This window comes from Helicobacter mastomyrinus, from assembly GCF_039555295.1.
In the GTDB taxonomy this organism is placed as follows: Bacteria; Campylobacterota; Campylobacteria; order Campylobacterales; family Helicobacteraceae; genus Helicobacter_C; species Helicobacter_C mastomyrinus.
Map to the genome: position 1 here is coordinate 772,636 of NZ_CP145316.1, position 20,975 is coordinate 793,610.

The window sequence follows — 20,975 nt, forward strand, 5'->3', positions numbered from 1 at the left end:
TCCATCGCCTTGATTTCAGATTCCACATTTTGGCTTGTGTGCATTTTATGAATGCTCTAATGCCCCTTTTTGCCCAATATCCAAACTAATGCACGAAAATGTCCTTTATGTTTTCTTTTATAAATTTCTCAATTTTCTCAATTCTATTTGTGCCTGATTTGTTATAAAAATACAAAAACACTGCAGGTAACTTATCATCTTTAAATTCCTTAAATATTTCTTCAAAGCCATCAACCTTAGCTATGGTATTAGCTGGATGTTCTAAGCCTTTAGGGTCTATGAAAATGATTTTATACTCCTTACTTTGTGTATGCCTTAGCCAAAAGATGAAATCAGGATAGAATTTTCTATACACTTGATTTTGTGAATCAAAATAAGGGATATAAATCGAATCCACATTTTCTACAATCCGACTAAAACACCAATCGTATTGCTTTAAGATGTTATTGTTATCTTGCAAATATTTCTGCAAATCTTGCAAAAATTCTATTTCGCTTGGTTCTCTAATCGCATAAATAATTCTGCTATCATTTTTCTTGTCTATGACCAAAGGATTATAATAATGTTCTTTTAATTCTGTATTAAGTTCATAGTTGCAACACTCTACTTTATGCTCTTTTGTGCTTTGCTTGATAGCCTCTGTATATTCATCAATGCCTATTTTTCCTTGCTCAAACTCTATTTTTAACTGCTCTTCACTTTTTGCCCCAAGATTTGCTACAAGCTCTCTAATCTTTTTATTCATCTCTTCTACAATAATAGAATCGAGTGTGGAGCTAAACCTCTCATAATGGCAAATTTCATTGTCAATTTCTGCAAACCTTTCAAATTCCTTGCTCTTGGCATTAAAGAAACCCTCCAAAACTCTCAAAGCATTCTCCGCTTTAAGCGTTGGTATATCCCCTCTAATTTCAATTGCTTGTGTCTTACCATCATTTGTCATTTTTTCTTTAATTTTACATAATGTTTTATAACCCAAATCTTTCGCCCTTATGCTCTCACTCAAAAGCAACACATCTTCATCAAAAGATTCTATATAACTTTTCAACTCCTCAAAATCACATCGTGAGAGAATATAAGGCTTATTTTGTAAGCTTGTGGAATCCTTATATTTTGGCACAAGCAGGGGCTTAAATGTTTTGCTTTTTCTAAACCCACTTAAGGGGTAGCTTTGGATAAATTCCTCTAATCCCTCTAAAATCCCCTTTATCGCCTCTGTTTGAGTTGCCATTATAAAAAGTGTTTCGATGCCCAAAGCCTTATTGCGCAAATCCCCTCGCATATTAAAATCAAGCTCTTTCTCACATTGCCCAAGCCTTTTTCTCACTCCCTTGAAAGGCTCTATTCTCACACCTCGTCCAATGGTTTGCAAAACATATTTTTTGGCATTTTTACTGCCTATGTTAATAAAGCTAATCATATTCACGCGGTTGCTATCCCAACCCTCGCTAAATACCTTGCTTCCTATCATAATTTGTATCGGTGAAGATTGTTCATTAATGCTTTGAAAATATCCACTTGTAATGTCCTCACCACTTTCAACGCCAAGATTTTGCAAATACTGCTTCTCCCACTCCCTAATGCTCCCAATATTTAAAAGCAAAAATGGCTTTTTAGCATTTTTGGACTTAAAGACAATCTCTTTGGTATTACCCTTTATTCTGCACGCCTCAATCATAGAAGCTTCTTTAGCATAAAAAATCTCTTTTCTTAGAGTCTTAGAATCCATTGTTTGAACAAGCCCTAAAAATTCCTCATCTAAGCTTAGATTTTTATCAAAATACAAGTTTTGGTTTTGTGAAAGTTTCTCATAGAGATTTCGCGCTAAAGGTGTAATATCTCTATCCCCTTTTAAAATCTGCAAAATCGCCTCAAAGTAAAGCTTTATCCCCGCATCTTGTGTATTGACTTTATCAGCAACTGCAATAATCAGCGGTTGGTGGTAGATAAGGGGCTTATTTTTTAAAGCAAATTCTTGCATTATGTTTTCTCTATGCTTTTTCATCGCGCAAAAGAGTATAAAGCTCTCCAAGATTCTAGTGATTTGCTCCTCATTGTTTTCCTTATCCCTAAAGGCTTTCAAATCAGAATCTAACACCACGATATTTTTGCCATAGCCCTCACAATTAAATCGTTCTAAATTATAATTAAACGCACAAGTTTGCAAATCAAAATTATCACTAAAAGTTGCAGAAAAATTAAAAAATAAAGCCCTTATTATTTTTGCCCTCTGCAATCTCCCTTATATAACCTTTGCGCACAGAATCTTTATTATCACCCTTATGTGCCTCATCAAGAAGCATAATCCAGCCAGATTCTCTTAAAAAGTTCTTATAATTTAATCGCTTCGCCCTAGAATCCTTGCCCACATTTTCGCTCGTATCTAGCAAATCACTGCGTCCGATAAACACGACATTTTCATCAAAAAGGGAAGTTCCATAGCTCACGCTTTCATAGTCTTTTAAATCCTTTAATGTAATTGTTTTGCTCTGATATGCGTTATATTCTTTGATATGCGCCTTAAACTGCTCCAAAATCTTATCATTTGGCACAAGCAACATTATAGGTTTAGGAGGCAATAGCTTTGCAGCAAATAAATCGTGCAAAAGCGCGATAAGCTTTATCATCACGATACTTTTGCCGCTGCCTGTTGCCATCCAAAAGCTTGCAGAGTTGATTTGCTCTTTTGTGATGTCCTCTAATCCGCATTCTAAATAGCTTTGGTAAAAAGAATTGGGGCTTTGTGTATAGAGGATTAAAGCGGCAATAGCACTTTGTAGGGCTGCGATTTGATATTCTTGCAATGCAATGCTATGAGAAAAGCTACTTAACTCTAATTGGGCAAAAAGGGATTCGAAGTTTTGAATCTTTGTTGAGAGGATTTCTTTAAGAATGAGCTTTTTCTCTAAAGTTGCTTTTTGTGCGGATTTTGTTTTACTCATTTGCTTTTCCTTTACGCAAAGCTTTGTAGGTAGATTCTAAAATTTCTTTATCCTCTTTCTCCGCTTTAAGCAAATTTTCCTCTTTGCGTTTTTGATTAAATTTTTCATACTGCTCATAGGCGACTTGCTCCATTTGCACATTAGAAACACTGCCATTATCTTTTAAAATTTCCTTGCCTTGAAAGGTAAGCAAAGAATCCACATTCTGCCTCCAAAAGTCCATAGTCAAGGTTTGTTTATCTTTCACTCTAAGCTCTGCGGATTCTAAAAATACATTCACCAAGCGATTCAGGCTATCTAGCTCCTCTTTATGTAGATAATTTTTCGCCACAATCACATCGCCTTTGCGCACAATATTACCTTTCCAGCTTGTTAGCCCCATATTAAGCTCCTTTGCATTCGCCCTTTCGCAAATAAGCTCCGCAGCAGTCTTATGCGTAATCGCATATAAAAGCTTGTTTTGCGTTTGTGCAAAGAACATCTGTGTTGCTTTATCGCTTGGGTCATAATCCACACTCAAAGCAAAAAGTTCGCGCACTTTTTGATAAAATCGTTTTTCACTCGCTCTTATATCACGAATCTGCTCCAAAAGCTCATCAAAGTAATCACTTCTGCCATTGGGATTTTTTAGTCTATCGCTATCAATAATGAAGCCCTTTTGTAAATAGTTCCTTAAATGCTCGTTTGCCCAGATTCTAAACTGCACACCCCTTTTGCTTCGCACACGAAAGCCCACAGCTAAAATCATCTCAAGAGAATAAAATTTCACTTTGTAGGATTTGCCATCACGAGCAGTTGTTCGGATTTCCCGAATAACTGAATCCGCCTGCAATTCTCCCTCTTTTAGGATATTTGTGATATGTTCGCTTATGCTAGATTTGGAGGTGTCAAAAAGTTTTGCCATAGAATCTTGGGCTAAAAATACGCTTTTGCCAAACTCATAGAGCTCAACCTTAACTTTTTTATCTTGCGTGGTATAGAATAGGAGGTTTGGCATAGATTTTACTTGTTTGGGATTGTTTTATACGAGTTGGTAATTCTTATTTCTTCTTCACCTGCTTCTGTAGTATAAATCTTTCTAAATACTATATCAGATAAATGGTCTATATCTTTTGCATTATTAATCTCAAACTTATCATCTTTAATAAAATCTTGTTTGTATTTCAAGGCATATGCTTTATATTCTTCCCATTTTTCTTTTACCTTATCTAATTCATCAACAATCATTGCAATCGTTTTAAGTTTTGTTTTCGGCAAAGATTCAACATCTAAATTTTGAACTTTTAAAAATGGATACTTTTCATTATTTTTAAAAAGCCCTATATCCTCTTTTGTTGCTTCTCTATAATATTTAGAAAAACTAGGCAATACTAGCTCTAAATCGCTAAATTTTCTAAAATATATTTTTTGTTTTTCTTGACTCCAATAAAGATGTGTGTAGTTATTAATAGGTATACTGATTTTATTTGTCTCAATATGAGCCAATCTAATATCTGGTTTAAATGATAAATAAGTCTTCTCAATTCTAGCTGAAGGCATTATTCGTTGAATGTAGAGGTGAAATCTATCATTTATAGATTCAAAAACATATATGGTTTCTATCTTTTTTAAAGCATTCCTAGTTATGGAATTACAACTACTTGGTTGTTTCATTTTATCAAAATACTCTCCTATGTCCTCATCTTTAGTTTTAATAAAAAATATTTCATTTTCGCCCAACACATAATTTCCTCCTCCTTGCTCTACAAAATCAATCTCATAATCCTCCTCAAGTCTATAGTCCCAAACACTATCAAGAGAATGTTCTGCAACTTTGTAAAAATTATTTCCTGCTTTCCCATAAACATTTGTTCTAGCCACTATCTATCTCCTTTATCCAAAAAAGTAAAGTTATTTAACCTTATAAGCTCATTGTGAATCTTAACATCTTTTATTGCTTGTTTAGATATTAAAAACAATTTATATTTAGCATATTTTTCTTGATTGCTATCTATGGATACTTCATAAAAATGGTAACCCAAAAATAAAAGATAAGGGTTAAAATATGAAAATTTACCTTTTAAAATTAACAAATAAATCAAAATAAACACAACGCTAAAAATCAATAAATTATTAATACTAACAGCAATAACAAAATAAGCAATATAAACAGGAATATATTTAGGTTCTGCGATTGTAACCTCACTACATTCCATTGGCTCACTTTGAGTGTTTTGATAATATTTTTTTACACAATAGATATAAAGATGAGATGACAATAAAGCAACAACGATTATACACAAAGCTGCAATGAGATTATTAAAACCAATATTTTCACAAATAAACATTTGTATATCTCTATTTTGCAATATAAATATCACTACAAGTGGCGTAAGTGCCATTGCGACATATATTAAGTAAAAAATAAATAAAAATAATTCCATTTTCTACCACCATATTAGATTTTTTAGTTTTGGGTATTTGGCTAAGTCTAACGAATCTAAGTTAAGAATCTCGCCATTATCAAACTCACAAGATTCTATACCTTTGGAATCTAAAAATAATCGCTTGATTTTCCAACCCATAAGATTTGATATAGTGTGAAAAATATCAAACTCCTCTCTATACTCTGTGTGCATATCTAAACATACACTTTCTCCCTTATTAAGTTTATCAATGAGTTTGCGAGATTTGCGATAGTCTAGTATTGCTTCACATTTAGCATAATCTTTGCCTTTGTAGTTATTTTTGTTTTCTACCTTTTGAGGCTCTTTACACTCAAGCACATATTCACAATTAGCTAACGCCTCCTCATAGGATTCTAGCTCATAGTAGCGAAATGCTCCACCGCCTTTATAATCACATTCTTTGGAGATTCCACTTTGGAATCCCGCAATGACTTTTTTAAGACGAGGAATAATGACATTATAAAAATGTTCGCCCATTTCCACGCCTAGCCATTTACGTTTTAACTTTTGTGCTACCGCTAAAGTCGTGCCACTTCCTGCAAAAAAGTCAAGCACAATACTAGAATCCTTACTTGCAATTTCTACAATGCGTTTTAAAAGTTTTTCAGGTTTAGGGGTGTCAAAAATCTTGTCACCAAAAATACTTTGAATTTCTTTTGTTCCTTCTGTTGCAGTGCCAACATCTAACCAAATGGTATTAATATTTTCTCCCTTAAGTTCTGCTTCAAATTTAAATCGTTTATATTGTGGTTTTGAAGTTCCATTTTTTCCAAAAACAATGCGATTATCCTTTAAGGCTTCGTAAAACTTTTCCTCGCTCATTCTCCAACAACGACCATTTGGGGGATAAAAAACTTCTTTCGTTTTTGGATTTGTAATTGGATATGACAAATTATGCCTAATATTTGGCGCATCAAATGGATCAGCTATCCATTCTCCTCTAGCATCATTATCTAAATTGGAAAACTTATCTAATTTTGCCCCTAACCTTTTAAATTTAAAATTATCTCTATTTTTTGAATAAGTAAAATTATAGTTATGAGATAAAGTAAAATCTATATCATTTTGTCCTGATTTTCTATGATTCCACACAAAATTTGCTACAAAATTCTCCTCCCCAAACACTTCATCACATATAAGCTTTAATCTTGCTTGTTCTTTATCATCAATGCTTATAAACATACTTCCTTTATTATTTAAAAGCTCTTTTGAAAGTTCTAAACGATTATTTATCAGTGAAAGCCACGAAGCGTGATTAAAATTATCCGCATAGATAAAGCCATCACTCCCTGTATTATAAGGCGGGTCAATATAGATTAAATCTACCTTACCTTGATATTTTGGCATTAGGGAATTGAGAGCTTGAAAATTATCCGCTTTAATCAGTTCGCCATTCAACACAGATTCTAAATTTTCAAAACTGCTTAGAATCTTGTATTTTGTCTCTTTGGTAAAGTGCTTTGTATCAAGGGGGAGATAGCGGTATTTGTCATTACTCAATAAATCCTCTTTGTTAAAATCCTCATCAACGAGATTTAATTCTTGCCATTCTTTGATTTGGGATTTAAAGCCTTTGTCGTTTATTATGGAATCCATAAGATTTGGATTAAGCTTATCCACACTAAAAACATACTCTGTCTTTTTTGCAAATTTGGGCTTTAGCCATACAGCCTTTAGCTCATTTTCAAAATCCCCTATAAGCCTAATCACCTCATAGGCGATATTTTTAATGCGTTGCAAATGTGCGATAATCTCTCTATTCCATTCTTGAATTGCACTTTCTTTATAAAGATAGTCAAACATCCACAAATCAAACTGCTCTTTTAGAAACTCTCTTGCATTTTTATGGATAAAGAAATCTATTTCGCTTTGTTTCTTGTAACTTCTAAAGATTTTTTTTAGCTCTTCTTCGTTAATTTTGATTTTATAACTTTTAAGGATTGCATTTTGCTTTAAATCTTTTAAAAAATCCTCGTTAAACTCATTAGAATTTTGCTTAAAGACACTATTGAGATTTGGGAATAAGTCTTTTTGGTTGCTTACTTTGATAAGAATCTGTGCTTTGCTTTCATCACTCTCTTGAATACTATGCAATTTAAAAATAATTTTGTTTTTCGTGTTATCAGAATTTTGCTTATATTCACTCGCATCAAATGCGACTTCATAACTTTGCTTTTCATCGCTTAAGGTAAGGCTTTGATAGAGTGTGTCTGATTTCACATAATAGAGATTTTGTGTTTTGTAAAAGAGGCTTGTGTCTTTGGAGTTGCTATAGACTTTGGCATAGATGTTTTTATAGGCAGGAGTATCGTTGAAAAAGGGTGTACCACTTTCATTAAGATAACTATCAAAGAAAGTGTAAAGTTTATTGTAAATATCGTGAGATTGTGGCTCTCCCTCTATTTGTGAATCTAAGTAGGCTTTGATATGGGCGAAATACTGCTCTTTGATTTTAAGTAGATTGCTAAAGCCGCTTTTAGCAACATTCCCTTGATGAAAATCCTTGATTTTCACACCCAAATAACAATCCTCTAACTTAGAATAAAACGCTTTTTTGTAGTTCATACTTAAAATCTCCTGCATACTTTAAAATCATTATCATAGCCCATTTTCTCTTATTGCAAGCTTTTAAGGCTTAAGGCAACTTTTCAATATGTTTTTCTATAATTTTTGCAAATTTTCATCTCTCATACTCTTTCATCGCAAAGGATTGCAGCTTGATAAAATGTGCGCTTATTGGCTATGGATATTGGGGGCGAAATGTCGCTAAAGCCCTGCATAATAGCCCCGTTTTCCACCTCCACACAATCTATGATGATGACCCACAAGCCCAAAGCGAAGCAGCCACGCATTACACATTCACACCCTACCCTAGCTATGAGGCGATTTTACAGGATAAAAGCATTGAAGCCATTTTCATCATCACACCCCCACATACACATTATGCCCTTGCTCACGCCGCTTTAGAATCTGCCAAACATACTTTTGTAGAAAAGCCTCTTGCTACACAAAGTACGCAGGCTAAAGCCCTCTATGATGTGGCAGATTCTCACAATGTGCGGCTGTATTGCGACCATATATTTTTGCACTCTCCTGCGATTGCCTATCTCAAAAGCCATATTCAAAGCTTTGGGGATATTGTCTATATTAACGCCAGACGCATTAATCTGGGGCTTTTTCAAAGCAATGTAGATGTGATTTGGGACTTAGCTATTCACGACTTAAGCATTATTGACCACCTTGTAGGGCTGCATATCAAGGAAGCTTCGACATTTAAAACCACATATCTTAACTACCCCAATGACGCCCTAGCTAATATCAACTTGCGCTTAGAATCCAATATCATCATTACGCTCAATGTCTCGTGGCTAAGCCCTATCAAAGTGCGGGAGATGATTATTGGAGGGAGCAAAAAAAGTGCGATTTATGATGAAACTAAGAGCGATAAAATCACGATTTTTGATAGCGGCGTGGTGATAAAGGATCCATTTGACAAAAATAGTCTCTATCAAAAAATGGTAGAATACAAGCTAGGAAGCCAATACACCCCTATCCTACCTAAAACCCTAGCCTTAGATAACTCCATTGCATATTTCGCCTCACAGATTCAGCCCTATATCAAGCACAGCCCCCAATCTCAAGCAGACAAGGCGCATATTTTACGCGTCATACAAGCCCTAGAATATATCTCACACACATAACTCGATTAAGAATCTCAATAATATCCTGCACAAAAACAAGCAACCTTCATTCAAAATATTACAAAATACTTTATTGTCTCCTATTTTTTTAATTTTTGCTTTAATTTTGGTTTGATATTGTCCTTGGTATGCCAACAGATTATACTCTTATACTCCTTGATGGCGCAAGGCAAGATATCAATAGCACCACTTTCCCAAACTCTACTTATTCTCAACGATTCTTTATGTCGCCTATTGCTATCATTGATAGAATCAAAATTATTAGAGGATATGCCTCTACCATTTATGATACAGATGCTATCAGCGGAGCGGAATGGTCAATATCATCACTAAAAGAAGTTTTGACAAATGGAATGCAAATGCGGCTTTAAATGCCACTTTGCAGGAGCAGTCCTATTTTGGCATATACCGCTTCACTCTACACCGCAGAAATGCTAGATTCTGCTAAAAAATGGAATCTGCAACTGCGACTAAAAGAAATCTTTAGCGATGACCCTCGCGTAAATTAGCTTCCTGCCCCTAAAGGATACACAGGCACATTAAGCGCAGGGAGAAACTACATAGGTGCGGGGCATTCACACCAATGGCACCGGGGGCAGAATAAGCTATGATATAAATGAGAGCAATTGCCTCTATTTAGACTTCTCTCACGAGGTGATCACAAAGGATTCATTAATGAGTATCAATTCAGCCTTTTTGCTGAAAATGAATGAGCAATTACAGATAGTCTTTTTTGCTATCGGTGGAGGGGGAATTACACCGATTTATTTGCCTTTAATGCCTCTCCTCGTGGCTATTTTGTCTATAATGCACTAAAAAGGAGCGTTATCGGGGATTCGACCTTTAAGGGTTGAGTAAGCACAGGGTATAACCCCCCCCCCTCTCTATCACGTCCACACTTCTCGGGTGAGACTTTAGGACAGGCGGTGGATCTGCGCCTATTTATGGGAATCTAACTTAAAACTACAATCGAGCATTAATTTTATGAGCTTACCGCGCGATGACGAGACAAATTACACAAACTTTGAAATCACAGGATTCTATACAGATTCTAGGAATAAGATTCCCTCAATCGGTGATGAATCTAGGTGCCCCTCTCCCCGCAGAATATATTTGTGACGCAACTATAAGTAGATAGAGTGTGCCAAGATGCCAAACTCGCTATAATATCGATACCGCTATAAGCTATGGGTAGAGGTATTTGCCCAACTTAAGCCCATAGATATAGCCAACCATAGGAGACTTAAGCATTAATCTCTCTTATACCTGGAATAAGAATGAATCTACTTCAAGTAAGAGCAAGGGTTTGCCACTCACAGATGTGCTAGGACATAAATTTAATGGCGCAATAAGCTATACCTATAGGGACTTAGGAGGTATAACTTTGCAGGGAGCAAAAGGCTAAACAGCTAAGGAGCAATGTCTTTTCCCGCTCTTATACAACAAAGTTTCTCACTCTCAATCCTGGCATAAGCCAACACTACCCGACCTCTTTTCTTTTGCATTTAGGGGTAAATATAATATCACTAAAAAGCTTCGTGCAAATTTTGCTATCTCTAATCTCTTAAATCACAACTTTACGGATTATTATGTCTATGCGAGTGCAACTGCTAACTAGGAATGATAGCACCACTATCACTTACACCTCGGCAAATAACTATGACTTCCCCGCAATGAAAGACAAAGCTTACTCCGCATCGACTATACTAAAACTCATCTGTAAAATCTCTTTATGCGATGTGATATAGGCATTGAGCTCCTCTAGACTCAAATCCTTAATCAAGGCTAATTCACGCTTATGATTATCTAAGGACAAACCTCTAAAGTAATTGCTAAATTTCGCGCCCAATCGTTGAGATAGTGTCTCCTCCCGCAGAGGCTCACTCCCAAGCAAAAATGCCTTAGCCGCGTCTAACTCTGTCTGTGTAGCACCCTTAGCAATAAAGTCATTTACTACTTCTTTAACCACTTTTATTGCCTCGTCTTTACTCTCAATCTTTGTTTGCAAATGCCCACTTGCATAATCTGCCGCGCCACCCACGCTAATGCTCATAGAAGCAGAATATGCCAAGCCCCTTTTCACGCGCACTTCTTCCATCATGCGCGAGCCAAAGCCCGAACCGCCAAGGATAAAGCTCATTACCTTAGCGATGTAATTTTTCTCCTTATCTACTACATCAAAAGGCGCACCAAAGTATATAAAAGCCTGTTGTGTGGGCTTTTTTACGATAATAGAATCTACCTCTTTTGAAGCACTAAAGTGCAATCGCTCCTTACCCTCGCCCACAGGGAGTTTTGAGAGTGTGGCAATAAGCTGCTTTTTTAACTCCTCTTTTTGCAAGTCCCCACCCACAACAATAATCAGCCTTTTTAAAACAAGATTTCGCGCTAGAAAGGCTTTTATATCCTCTAGTGTGATAGATTCTATACTCTCTTCATCACCAAGCACAGGTATCGCCATAGGCGTGCCTTTAAAAAGTATACTTTTTAAGTTTTTTTCTGCGACATCATCAAAATTATCTTTATTTCGTGCGATTTTGTTTAAAATCAAAGATTTTACCTTAGAAAATGCCTGTGGTGTGAGGTTAGGGTCATATAAAAGCATAGAGAGGAGGGAGAAACTCTCATCGCTAAATTCTTTCAAAAAAGATAAATCAAAGCTCAATGTTTGCAGCCCCACACTCGCATATAAGCCAATAGCCTTGCTTTCTAGCCGGTTCGCAAATGCCACATTTCCTAGCTCTTTTGTGCCTTCATTGAGTAGATTCACGCTCATCGCTCCAAGCCCTGCGATGTGAGCGTCCGCACTGCCTCCTACAAAGATTAGCTGCACATCACCCACAGGCAGATTCTTACTTGATTCAAAAAGGAGCGGCACACTCACATTGTTGATTTCTACGGAATCTATCTTTACTTGCTCGTTGTCTTGTGCGTTCATATTGCCTCCTAATATCGCAACTATGGCTATCCATTTCAATATATACTTCATTAATACCGCTCCAAAATTTCATAAGCCGTATTGCGCTTTGCCGGGTGGCTGCCAATGTCTTTAATAAGTGCAATCATCTCTTTTGCATTCATCGAATTACACACTCCCGCACTTGATACGACATTCTCCTCCATCATCGTGCTGCCTAAATCATTTGCCCCAAAAAGCAAGGCTAACTGCCCGATATATGAGCCCTGAGTAACCCAGCTACTTTGGATATTCATAAAATTATCAAGATAGATTCGACTACACGCCAAAAGGCGTAAATAGCGGTTTGATGAAGCCTTATGGATATGAGGCATTTCCTTTTGCAAGGGCGTATTATCAGGCTGAAAACTCCATAAAATAAACGCCCTAAACCCGCCAAATTCATCTTGTAAATCGCGTAATGCCGACCAATGCGCCACAATATCCTCATCATTCTCCACAGAGCCAAACATCATCGTAGCCGTGCTTTTCATACCGATTCTATGTGCTTCTCTATGCACCTCTAGCCATTCTTTTGTATCAAGCTTTTTAGGGGCGATTACATCTCTCACCCTATCGCTTAGAATCTCTGCTCCCGCACCCGGTATAGAGGATAGCCCCGCTGTTTGAAGTCGCTTTAACACTTCGGGAATGGAGATTTTAGACACCTTAGCGATATAATTTACCTCAATAGCTGAAAAGCCGTGAATAGTAATCATAGGGTATTTTTGCGCGATATGTGAGACAAGCTCCTCATACCACTCAATCTTTAACTTAGGATGCACCCCCCCTTGGAATAGAATCTGCGTCCCCCCAATGGCCAAAAGCTCATCAATTTTCTTATCTATTTCCTCAAAGCTTAAAATATACACGCCCTCCTCACCAATCCTGCGCTTAAACGCGCAAAACTTGCAATCCACCCAGCAAATATTGGTATAATTGATATTTCTATCAATAATGAAAGTGGTGATGTTCTCAGGGTGAAGCTGCTGCTTGATAGCATTTGCCATTTTGCCTAGCTCTCGCAAATCCCCATATCGCATTAAATCTAAAATCTCTTTATCACTCACACGTTTAATATTTTTATGCTGATTGTGTGTAGGCAAATGCCCTCTTAAATCGCTCATTTTTACTCCTTAATTTTAAAATCTCGTTCCCATAGTGAATTCAAAGTTTGATGTTCTATCCCCGGGTTGGGCGTTGATAGGGCGAGGGAAGACAAGCACAATAGGACCCATTGGGCTTATCCACTCTACTGATAGCCCCCACGATGCGCGAGTGGTATCAGCAAGATTATTAATACCAATCATACCATAGTCAAAAAAGAGAGCTAAACGCATTTGTGCTTTTTCTAAGATTCCATAGCTTAACTCCGCAGAATGTGTCATCATATAATTCCCACCGATACGAATAAGCCCTGTGGGATCTCTAGGAGTAAGTGAGCTGACTTGATAGCCTCTCACACTTGAAATACCCCCCATATAAAATTTTGATGTGATAGGCACATAGCCGTGGTCTATAATTGCCCCAGCTTGAGTCTTATAACGTGCAATCAAATCAATGCCAAAAAGCGATTTAAGATGATAATATAATGCCATTTTGCCATAGAATTTTGTATATTCCTCATCGCCACCAAGTCCGGCATATTCTATATATGCAGAGATAATTGCTCCATTTTTAGGGAAGTAGTAGTCATCGGTATTATCAAAATACAGGCTCGGGCTAATGGCAGATTTGAGGGGATTATCAATTTTAAGATATGTCCTATAAAGAGCCTCCAAAGAGCTATCATAAAATTCCACAATACGTGTTGTAGAGAGTGTGTAGCTAAGTGAGGCACGTAAAGTATTTGTAAGTAATCGCCCTCCGGTAATTGTGCCGCCTGTGGTTTGCTCCCTATAATCCCAATTCCAATATAGAGAGTGAAAGACACTTGCTGATGTGCTGTATTTAGAATCAAGCACGCGAGGATTGCTTAATGTAAGATTTACTAATTGCCGGCGATAGCTCCAATCAGCATAAATCTGCCCACTTTGCCCCGTGCCAAAGAGATTACGCTCACGTATGGAGGCATTTACCATCAGCTTGTCATAGCTCCCATAGCCTAGCCCAAACATCAGCTCACCTGTGCGAGTTTCTTCAACATTTACAAGCAAATCCATAGCATTCTCGCTCACACGCCGCTCATCAATCTGCACCTTGCCAAAATATCCCAAACGCTTAAGGGCATTTTCGGATTCTTTTAGGTATGAGAGGCTGTATGTATCTCCGGGGGCTAAAAGCAACTCTCGTCGTATGATTCTGTCTGCGGTGCGGGTATTGCCTGAAATAATCACATCGTGAATCTTTACTTTTTGCCCTACTTGTATGAGATAAAGCACCTTGACTTCCGCATTCTCGCTATCTTTGTCTAAATCTGGACTCACACGTGTAAAGGCATAACCCAAATCGGCGATTTTTTGACGGATACTCTCCATATCTTGCCGCACATCTTCAATATTAAAATACTCTCCCTTTTTGACTTTTAACACCTTGTGCAATTCTTCTTCTTCAATCACGGGCACGTGCAAAATAATTTTAATACCAGATACCTTGTATCGCTCACCCTCTGTGATTTTATAATACAAATTCGCACTATAATCATTGAAGTTTGCGTCTAAAAAGCCTTGTGAAACGTTTGCATCTAAGAAACCTTTACGCATATAAGCATCTTGGATTCTTGCATTATCATATTCTAGCTCTGCAAGTTTGAGCTTCCCATCATTGCGCCCCCAAAGCCACCCCATAAATTGCTTTTGTCTATTGGCACTTAGCTCTTCTAGTTCTTTCACCTTAAGCTTTTCTCTACCATTGTAGGTAACTTTTTTAATAATGATATTTTCACCTTGATTGACATTAAAGATAATGGCATATGCCCCATCATCACCCACTTTTGCAATATCGCTCTCCACCACTGTGCCATAATAACCCTGATATTCTAAAATCGTGCGTATAATGAGCTTAGCGCGATTAAGCTTTGTCTCATCATAGCTATCCCCCTTTTTAATGCCTATTTGAGAATAAAGCGTTTCTTTTTCCTGCTCACTTCCATAGCCCTTAATCTCCACACTTGCAACTTTTGGCTTTTGCTTAATATGAAAGGCAAGCACACCTTGTTCGAAGGTCGCATATACATCTTCAAAATACCCTTGTAAATACAATGCCCTCACAGCTTTATCAACCTTTTGTATATTAAGCTCCTCTCCAGCTTTAATATTCACAATTTCATCAGCAAGCACATTTGAAATCGCATTTAAGCCCTCATACTTCACTGCACTAATCTCCTTAGCCCACACCACGCTAATTTGAAGACATAAGAGCATACACATACAGATTTTTTTCATCGCATTCCTTAGATCACATAGAAGCGCGATTATATTAAAAGTTTCTAACATTACCAATAACCAAACTATGCGGATTCTGTTTTCTTTATAGTTTCTACGCTACTATAGTTAAAACCACCACTAATCTTATATGCTCTAAGGAAAAGCAAAAGACATATCTCAAAAGGAATCTTTAAATATTTTATATGCTGTGGCATAATTAATCATACTTTCAAAATACAAAATGCGAGGATAATCTATGAATCCGCTGCTTAATGCCAAAGGGCTTTCTCATAGTTTTGAGACAACACTTTATACAGATATAAACCTCTGCATATACGAGGGAGAAAGTGTTGCTATTATGGGTGTAAGCGGCAGTGGCAAATCTACTCTTTTAAATAATCTCTCCACCCTTCTCCCCCCTAAAAGCGGGCAGGTAGGGCTGCTTGGCAATGATGATATATATGCCCTAAGCGCTAAAGAGCAGCTCTTGCTACGTAGGCTACATATAGGCATTGTGTTTCAAGCACACTATCTCTTTCGTGGATTTAGCGGTATAGAAAACCTCAAAGTAGCTTCTATCCTCTCAAATGAACCTATTGATAAAAATCTTTTAGAATCTTTTAATATCGCCCACGTTATCAATCAGCCTATAGGACAGCTAAGCGGCGGGCAACAACAGCGATTATCAATCGCGCGTGTGCTTACCAAAAAACCAAAAATTATTTTTGCCGATGAGCCCACAGGAAACCTCGATAAACAAACCGCCATGTATGTAATGGAAGTTCTTTTTGCCTATGTGCGCGCACACAAAGCCGCGCTTTTGCTCGCTACACACGATAAGGACATTGCCTCTTCGTGTGATAGAATCTACCATCTATATGATAGAGCATTGTATGAAATACAAGCATAAAGGTATCTTTGATATTTATTATTATAATTATGCTAAACTCCTATAAAACACAAATATGCAAAGGAATGCTATGCAGGGTATTATAGATTCACTTGAGCAATGGGGTTATGTGCTGTTATTTCTCTATTCTTTTGGTGGAGGATATGTAGGACTTATTACTGCTGGGGTGATGAGTGCACTTGACAAGATGGATTTATGTATCTCTATATTTGTTGCTTGTGCAGGGAATACACTGGGTAGCTCACTTCTTGCATATTTAGCGCGGTATCAAAAAAAAGATATGATGCAGTATATGCAAAAACATAGGCGCAAAATAGCCCTTTCTCAACTATGGCTCAAAAAATATAGCTCGTGGCTTATCTTTTTTAGCAAATATCTCTATGGCATTAAAACACTTGTACCACTTGCTATTGGCTTTAGCCGTTTTAATCTAAAAAAATTTTTGATGTTTAATCTTATTGCTTGTGTGATTTGGGCAATCATTGTGGGTTTATGCGGATACTATGCAAGTAGTGGTATTATTATGCTGCTTGAAAAGATTGACGCACATTCTTATCTTATGCCAATAGTTCTTCTTGTGCTTGGCATGATTTTATACATCATTATCACCCAAGTCTCTAAAAAGGTAAAAAAACGCTTATAGCATATATGAAGACTTTTTACCATCGTAAAGTTTTCTTATAAATCACAAGTACACTAGCGACAATATACAGCACACATAAAAAGCACAAACTTGCAAAATATTCCCACACACTTCCAAAACTCGCACCCATTTGATTAAGTTGCAAAAGCCCATTAATGCCGTGATATGCGGGTAAAAACCCTACCAAAGCACTCGCCCATACCGCAATTTGCGCTTTTGGCCACATAAAGCCTAGCAAAAACACAATAGGCATAGAAGCAAGCATAATGATTTGGGTAGAGAGGGCGCGTTTAGGCAAAATAGCACCAAAAAATACGCCAAACGCTGCAGTAGAAAGGATAAAAGCCGTGCTAAAAAGCCAAAAATCAAGGATATGCGCCCCCACATACACACCATAAAATTTATACGCAAACCCAAAATAAAAGGCAAAAAGCACCGCATAAATACAGAAAAATACGAGAATCTTAGATAACACCAAAATAAGCGGATTAGCTGTGCTGTAGTAGTTTCTTGCACCTTGAGCAAACTGCTGATTCTGTGTGCCGCCAATAATCCCCGCCCCTGCTACAAGCGTTTGATGTAGGATAAAAATCAATATGGGCGCAAGTGTGTAGTTAATATAACCCATTGAGGGATTAAAAAGCGGCATAAAAGAGGGCTGTAAAATTTCTCTTTCGTGGGTTTGCAGTTTAGTTTTAAGAGAATCATTAAAAGCATTAATGCAATCTGCACTTGCATTCACAATTGCCCCATAAATAAGTAAATACGAGGCATTCGCCATAATCGCCACCACAGGCGGGATACGTTGATAGATATGTTTTTCAAAATCCTTAGGGATAATAATCACACCATAGACAGAATAAGATTCTATCAAATCCTGCACATCTGCTTCACTTTGGAGAATCTCCACCACCTCCAAATAGGGTGAGGCTCTAAAAAAATCAATCATCTCTCGCGATGAAGTCGTGCCATCATAATCGACAATGGCAATCTTTTGGGGGCTTACCACATCGCCATAATAAGGCGTAGGATACAAAAAGAGATAAAAAAGTGAGCCACCAAAGATAATGAGCATTGCAGACACGGATGTAAAGATATTTCTTGCCTCGCAAATAAAGGTAGAATAAAAGTCTCTCACAATGAAATATCCTTAATATCGCCGATACGTAAAAATTCATTATATGCTTCTAAAACGAGCATTTGACGATTGGTTTTAAGTGCCTTGTTCTCGACATTGACAAGCACAGATTCAAAAAATGCTTCTAGAGGAATTTTAAGCGCAAAGAGCGCGGCGATATGCGTATCTGTGTTTGCAAAATGTTGAGATTGAAGCGATTTAAGGGCTTGATAGAGAGACTTTTCTGCATTAAGTGTGAGAAGCGATTCTATTATGGGCGTAGGCTCTATGCTATCTTCTAAAATATTTGCCACTCGTTTAAAGAGCCTCACAAGGGCTTCCTTATCGCTATTTTCAAAGAATGCACTTAGGCTTTGGGTATGCGTGATGATACTGCGGAGATTACGCATAGGCTTATTATCCACACGAGCATTTAGCACACAGCGGATAAGCGAGGGATTGACTTTAAGCATACCCTCTAATCGCTCTAAAAAGAAAGATTCTATATGGCTTAAATCACTTGTCTTATAGCCAGCAGCTTGATAGAGCCTTGCTATATCAGTGTGTAAGTCAAAATCTAGCTCATAGCAAGAAATAATCTTTAATATCCCATTAGCCGCGCGTCTTAGGGCAAAAGGGTCTTTTGAACCACTTGGAATCTTCCCCAAACTAAAAAGTGTAAAGATATTATCAAGCTTTATGCTTAGAGCAACAATAGCGCTGATGAGATGACTAGGCAAGACAGAATCCTCTCCTGTGGGGAGATACTGCTCCTTTATACTCAAAGCAACAAGCGGGTGGAAGCCAAAACGCTTGGCATAATAATAGCCCATAATGCCCTGCAACTCTGGAAACTCATACACCATTTGCGTGAGTAAATCCGCCTTTGCATACATAATAGCATTACTTAGAATCTCCTGCATATCCACTAAGGGCATATCTATCTTAGTCGCATAGGATTCTAAAAGTATATGCGCGATAATGCCCTCACGCTTAGATTTATCAAGCAAAGACCCTGCCCCCTCCACAAAGAGAATCTGCTCTAAATCCTCCACCTTAAAACCATTTTTTATATCATTTTCATAAAAAAACATCGCATCACTTAGCCTTGCTTTGAGCACCTTTTGATTGCCCTGCACGATGGGAGCAAGATGCTCTGTGGTGCTGTTTGCCACAAGCACAAAGCCATTATGCAGATTCCCATTCATATAAGTAGCAAAATACCGCTGATGCTCCTTCATAGAGATGATAATCACCTCCGGAGGCAGACGTAAGAACACCTCATCAAAGCTCCCACACACCGCACGAGGATATTCTGTAATGGCTACAATCTCATTCAAGAGGCTTTCATCAATTTCTACTTTAATGTGATGGGTGGATTCAATTCTGCGAATTTGCTCTAAAATAAGGGTTTTGCGTTTATCTTGATTCAAAATGACTTTACCCTTATCAAGTGCTTGGAAATAAGATTCTGCGCTATCTATTGCCACAGGGGCGAAACTCACATCTCTATGGACATACGTTTGTGCCTTGCTGTGCAGTCCAAAGGCGTTGAGCGCTATGCTTTCTTTACCCAAAAGCACACAGATATTGCGTATAGGGCGGATAAAACTTTGCCTTACATCTCCCCAAAACATACTCTTGCCAAATTGCAAAGATTCAAGCCATTTAATGAGTACTTCACCAAGCAAGGTGCTTGTTGCCACGCCCTTTTTTGTGTAGGTATGATAAAGCACTTCCTTGCCATCTTTTTGCGTTATTTGCAAGGTGGTATCTACACTCAAGCCATTTTTTTTATAAAAGCTTTCTCCTGCCTTGCTTAAGCCCTGTGTCTTATCGCCATTATTGAAAGCAATGCTTAAAGGGGGACCATAGGATTCTATCAGCATATCTTGCGTGGTAGTGGGAAAGTGCTCCTCATACAGCACAATACGTCTAGGCGTAAAGTATAATAGAGGCGTGGAGGCAATATTATGGGCTTTAGCAATTTTTTGCCATTTTTCTACCATATTGGGTAGTTCCTTTAAAAATGGCAATGCGGGAAGTTCTTCGGTAAAAACTTCAATAAGCAAGGGTAAATGTGCGGCTTTCAAGTTATTCCTTTAAAATTTTAGATATGATTGCGTGATTGTAACGCAGAGTTATTAAAAAGTCATTTAGAGAGATAAATATTACAGGAAACAAAACATTGAAAATAATATATTCTATCATTATGCTATTAGTCGCTCTAACTCCTGCTTTTGCCCTGCCACTGCATAAAATTGAGGGTAAATGTGTGCAGCCTAAAGATTTTAACAGGAATCAAAAGCAAGTGATTTTAAAAGCCTTTAAATACGGCGCAAAAAGCGGCTTTGGCTACACAATGGCAGCTATTGCTTGGAAAGAATCTTGCGCAGGAGAATATCGTGTGAATTTCGCTGACCCTTCAGCAGGTATCTACCACGCGCATATTCCCGGACTTCTTAAAAAACATAAGCAAAAAGATACGAACTTTATGCGCAATATGGTGGGAGAGCTGCTTATGCGTGATGATGATTTTGCCTCTGCTACTGCACTTGAGGAGCTAAACTATTGGCACAAGGTGCGTAAGGGGAATTGGTATGAAGTGATTAAATCCTACAACAAGGGCTTTAGCTGGGAAAAGGACAAAGAACGTGATAAAATGGCGCAAGAATACGCCAAAGATGTGCAAAAACGTGTAAAGATTCTACAAACCTATATACCCAAAATCAGCTCAAGCACTGCAAAACTTGCTAAAAAAGACTATGCTATTGATTTTATAAAAAATGCAGATTTGCAAGATAAAATCTCACAGCTACAAGACAAAAATATAAAGCAGAAGCAAAATACAAAATCAGCAAAACAAAACATTACTATCCTAGAGGAATAATTTG

Annotated in this window: 19 protein-coding genes; 8 read left to right on the top strand and 11 right to left on the bottom strand. The window is 37.5% G+C overall.

Annotated features, from left to right (window positions below; genetic code table 11):
* Positions 1-85: 85 nt before the first annotated feature.
* The 6 genes from V3I05_RS03870 to V3I05_RS03895 are packed head-to-tail and all read right to left on the bottom strand — an operon-like array spanning position 86 to position 7,954.
* Positions 86-2,236 (bottom strand): type III restriction endonuclease subunit R, encoded by a 2,151-nt coding sequence (locus V3I05_RS03870; RefSeq protein WP_343354063.1) that lies wholly within the window; start codon positions 2,234-2,236, stop codon positions 86-88.
* Positions 2,199-2,942 carry a DEAD/DEAH box helicase family protein gene (locus V3I05_RS03875; RefSeq protein ID WP_343354065.1) on the bottom strand — a complete coding sequence of 248 codons (744 nt, stop codon included), beginning with the start codon at positions 2,940-2,942 and terminating at the stop codon, positions 2,199-2,201. Before V3I05_RS03875 ends, V3I05_RS03870 begins: the two co-directional genes overlap by 38 nt.
* The gene (locus V3I05_RS03880; RefSeq protein ID WP_343354066.1) at positions 2,935-3,939 is read right to left on the bottom strand and encodes a virulence RhuM family protein; all 1,005 of its coding nucleotides are present in this window, start codon (positions 3,937-3,939) and stop codon (positions 2,935-2,937) included. The genes V3I05_RS03875 and V3I05_RS03880 overlap by 8 nt, the downstream gene beginning before the upstream one ends.
* Positions 3,940-3,944: 5 nt before the next feature.
* Positions 3,945-4,802 (bottom strand): hypothetical protein, encoded by an 858-nt coding sequence (locus tag V3I05_RS03885; protein ID WP_343354067.1) that lies wholly within the window; start codon positions 4,800-4,802, stop codon positions 3,945-3,947.
* A complete protein-coding gene (locus V3I05_RS03890) occupies positions 4,802-5,365 on the bottom strand; it encodes a hypothetical protein (RefSeq protein WP_343354068.1) in 564 nt (187 codons plus the stop codon). The genes V3I05_RS03885 and V3I05_RS03890 overlap by 1 nt, the downstream gene beginning before the upstream one ends.
* 3 nt (positions 5,366-5,368) lie before the next feature.
* On the bottom strand, positions 5,369-7,954 hold the full coding sequence (locus tag V3I05_RS03895) for a site-specific DNA-methyltransferase (protein ID WP_343354069.1): 2,586 nt from the start codon (positions 7,952-7,954) through the stop codon (positions 5,369-5,371).
* A 152-nt stretch (positions 7,955-8,106) separates the two neighbouring features.
* Between V3I05_RS03895 and V3I05_RS03900 the strand changes: the two genes are divergently transcribed.
* The 5 genes from V3I05_RS03900 to V3I05_RS03920 all read left to right on the top strand — a co-directional run bounded on the left by V3I05_RS03900 (position 8,107) and on the right by V3I05_RS03920 (position 10,209).
* Positions 8,107-9,090, top strand: coding sequence for a Gfo/Idh/MocA family oxidoreductase (locus V3I05_RS03900; RefSeq protein WP_343354071.1), 984 nt, complete (start codon positions 8,107-8,109; stop codon positions 9,088-9,090).
* A gap of 128 nt (positions 9,091-9,218) precedes the next feature.
* Entirely contained in the window at positions 9,219-9,461 is a 243-nt protein-coding gene (locus V3I05_RS03905; protein ID WP_295697730.1) for a TonB-dependent receptor plug domain-containing protein, read from the top strand.
* Complete coding sequence (locus V3I05_RS03910; RefSeq protein WP_295697732.1) at positions 9,462-9,599, top strand: hypothetical protein; 138 nt, start codon at positions 9,462-9,464, stop codon at positions 9,597-9,599.
* A 166-nt stretch (positions 9,600-9,765) separates the two neighbouring features.
* On the top strand, positions 9,766-9,906 hold the full coding sequence (locus V3I05_RS03915) for a hypothetical protein (protein ID WP_295697734.1): 141 nt from the start codon (positions 9,766-9,768) through the stop codon (positions 9,904-9,906).
* A gap of 168 nt (positions 9,907-10,074) precedes the next feature.
* A complete protein-coding gene (locus V3I05_RS03920) occupies positions 10,075-10,209 on the top strand; it encodes a hypothetical protein (RefSeq protein WP_295697736.1) in 135 nt (44 codons plus the stop codon).
* A gap of 568 nt (positions 10,210-10,777) precedes the next feature.
* On the opposite strand, the gene V3I05_RS03925 is transcribed toward V3I05_RS03920, so the two are convergent.
* From V3I05_RS03925 to bamA, 3 genes are read right to left on the bottom strand one after another with little or no spacing between them, the layout of a single operon-like run.
* The gene (locus tag V3I05_RS03925; RefSeq protein ID WP_343354074.1) at positions 10,778-12,079 is read right to left on the bottom strand and encodes a pitrilysin family protein; all 1,302 of its coding nucleotides are present in this window, start codon (positions 12,077-12,079) and stop codon (positions 10,778-10,780) included.
* On the bottom strand, positions 12,079-13,173 hold the full coding sequence (locus tag V3I05_RS03930; protein WP_295697740.1) for a dehypoxanthine futalosine cyclase: 1,095 nt from the start codon (positions 13,171-13,173) through the stop codon (positions 12,079-12,081). Before V3I05_RS03930 ends, V3I05_RS03925 begins: the two co-directional genes overlap by 1 nt.
* 15 nt (positions 13,174-13,188) lie before the next feature.
* Complete coding sequence (bamA, locus tag V3I05_RS03935; protein WP_343354075.1) at positions 13,189-15,429, bottom strand: outer membrane protein assembly factor BamA; 2,241 nt, start codon at positions 15,427-15,429, stop codon at positions 13,189-13,191.
* A gap of 238 nt (positions 15,430-15,667) precedes the next feature.
* On the opposite strand from bamA, the gene V3I05_RS03940 reads away from it, so the two are divergent.
* Both V3I05_RS03940 and V3I05_RS03945 read left to right on the top strand, forming a co-directional pair.
* On the top strand, positions 15,668-16,321 hold the full coding sequence (locus tag V3I05_RS03940; protein ID WP_295697745.1) for an ABC transporter ATP-binding protein: 654 nt from the start codon (positions 15,668-15,670) through the stop codon (positions 16,319-16,321).
* Positions 16,322-16,391: 70 nt separating this feature from the next.
* Positions 16,392-16,964, top strand: a complete 573-nt coding sequence (locus V3I05_RS03945; protein ID WP_343354076.1) for a DedA family protein — start codon at positions 16,392-16,394, stop codon at positions 16,962-16,964.
* A gap of 16 nt (positions 16,965-16,980) precedes the next feature.
* Here V3I05_RS03945 and V3I05_RS03950 read toward each other — a convergent pair whose 3' ends face one another.
* Complete coding sequence (locus tag V3I05_RS03950) at positions 16,981-18,102, bottom strand: ABC transporter permease (protein ID WP_300742498.1); 1,122 nt, start codon at positions 18,100-18,102, stop codon at positions 16,981-16,983.
* Complete coding sequence (glyS, locus tag V3I05_RS03955; protein ID WP_343354077.1) at positions 18,099-20,174, bottom strand: glycine--tRNA ligase subunit beta; 2,076 nt, start codon at positions 20,172-20,174, stop codon at positions 18,099-18,101. Before glyS ends, V3I05_RS03950 begins: the two co-directional genes overlap by 4 nt.
* A gap of 95 nt (positions 20,175-20,269) precedes the next feature.
* Here glyS and V3I05_RS03960 point away from each other — a divergent pair, with 95 nt between their 5' ends.
* Positions 20,270-20,971, top strand: coding sequence for a hypothetical protein (locus tag V3I05_RS03960; RefSeq protein WP_343354079.1), 702 nt, complete (start codon positions 20,270-20,272; stop codon positions 20,969-20,971).
* The last annotated feature ends 4 nt before the right edge of the window (positions 20,972-20,975 follow it).

Bases quoted from the DNA above. Each gene is read 5' to 3' on its own strand.
- V3I05_RS03875 (WP_343354065.1), bottom strand. From the start codon at position 2,942: ATGAGTAAAACAAAATCCGCACAAAAAGCAACTTTAGAGAAAAAGCTC.
- V3I05_RS03880 (WP_343354066.1), bottom strand. From the start codon at position 3,939: ATGCCAAACCTCCTATTCTATACCACGCAAGATAAAAAAGTTAAGGTT.
- V3I05_RS03890 (WP_343354068.1), bottom strand. From the start codon at position 5,365: ATGGAATTATTTTTATTTATTTTTTACTTAATATATGTCGCAATGGCA.
- V3I05_RS03895 (WP_343354069.1), bottom strand. From the start codon at position 7,954: ATGAACTACAAAAAAGCGTTTTATTCTAAGTTAGAGGATTGTTATTTG.
- V3I05_RS03905 (WP_295697730.1), top strand. From the start codon at position 9,219: ATGCCAACAGATTATACTCTTATACTCCTTGATGGCGCAAGGCAAGAT.
- V3I05_RS03910 (WP_295697732.1), top strand. From the start codon at position 9,462: ATGCCACTTTGCAGGAGCAGTCCTATTTTGGCATATACCGCTTCACTC.
- V3I05_RS03915 (WP_295697734.1), top strand. From the start codon at position 9,766: ATGAGTATCAATTCAGCCTTTTTGCTGAAAATGAATGAGCAATTACAG.
- V3I05_RS03920 (WP_295697736.1), top strand. From the start codon at position 10,075: ATGAGCTTACCGCGCGATGACGAGACAAATTACACAAACTTTGAAATC.
- V3I05_RS03925 (WP_343354074.1), bottom strand. From the start codon at position 12,079: ATGAAGTATATATTGAAATGGATAGCCATAGTTGCGATATTAGGAGGC.
- V3I05_RS03930 (WP_295697740.1), bottom strand. From the start codon at position 13,173: ATGAGCGATTTAAGAGGGCATTTGCCTACACACAATCAGCATAAAAAT.
- bamA (WP_343354075.1), bottom strand. From the start codon at position 15,429: ATGAAAAAAATCTGTATGTGTATGCTCTTATGTCTTCAAATTAGCGTG.
- V3I05_RS03940 (WP_295697745.1), top strand. From the start codon at position 15,668: ATGAATCCGCTGCTTAATGCCAAAGGGCTTTCTCATAGTTTTGAGACA.
- V3I05_RS03945 (WP_343354076.1), top strand. From the start codon at position 16,392: ATGCAGGGTATTATAGATTCACTTGAGCAATGGGGTTATGTGCTGTTA.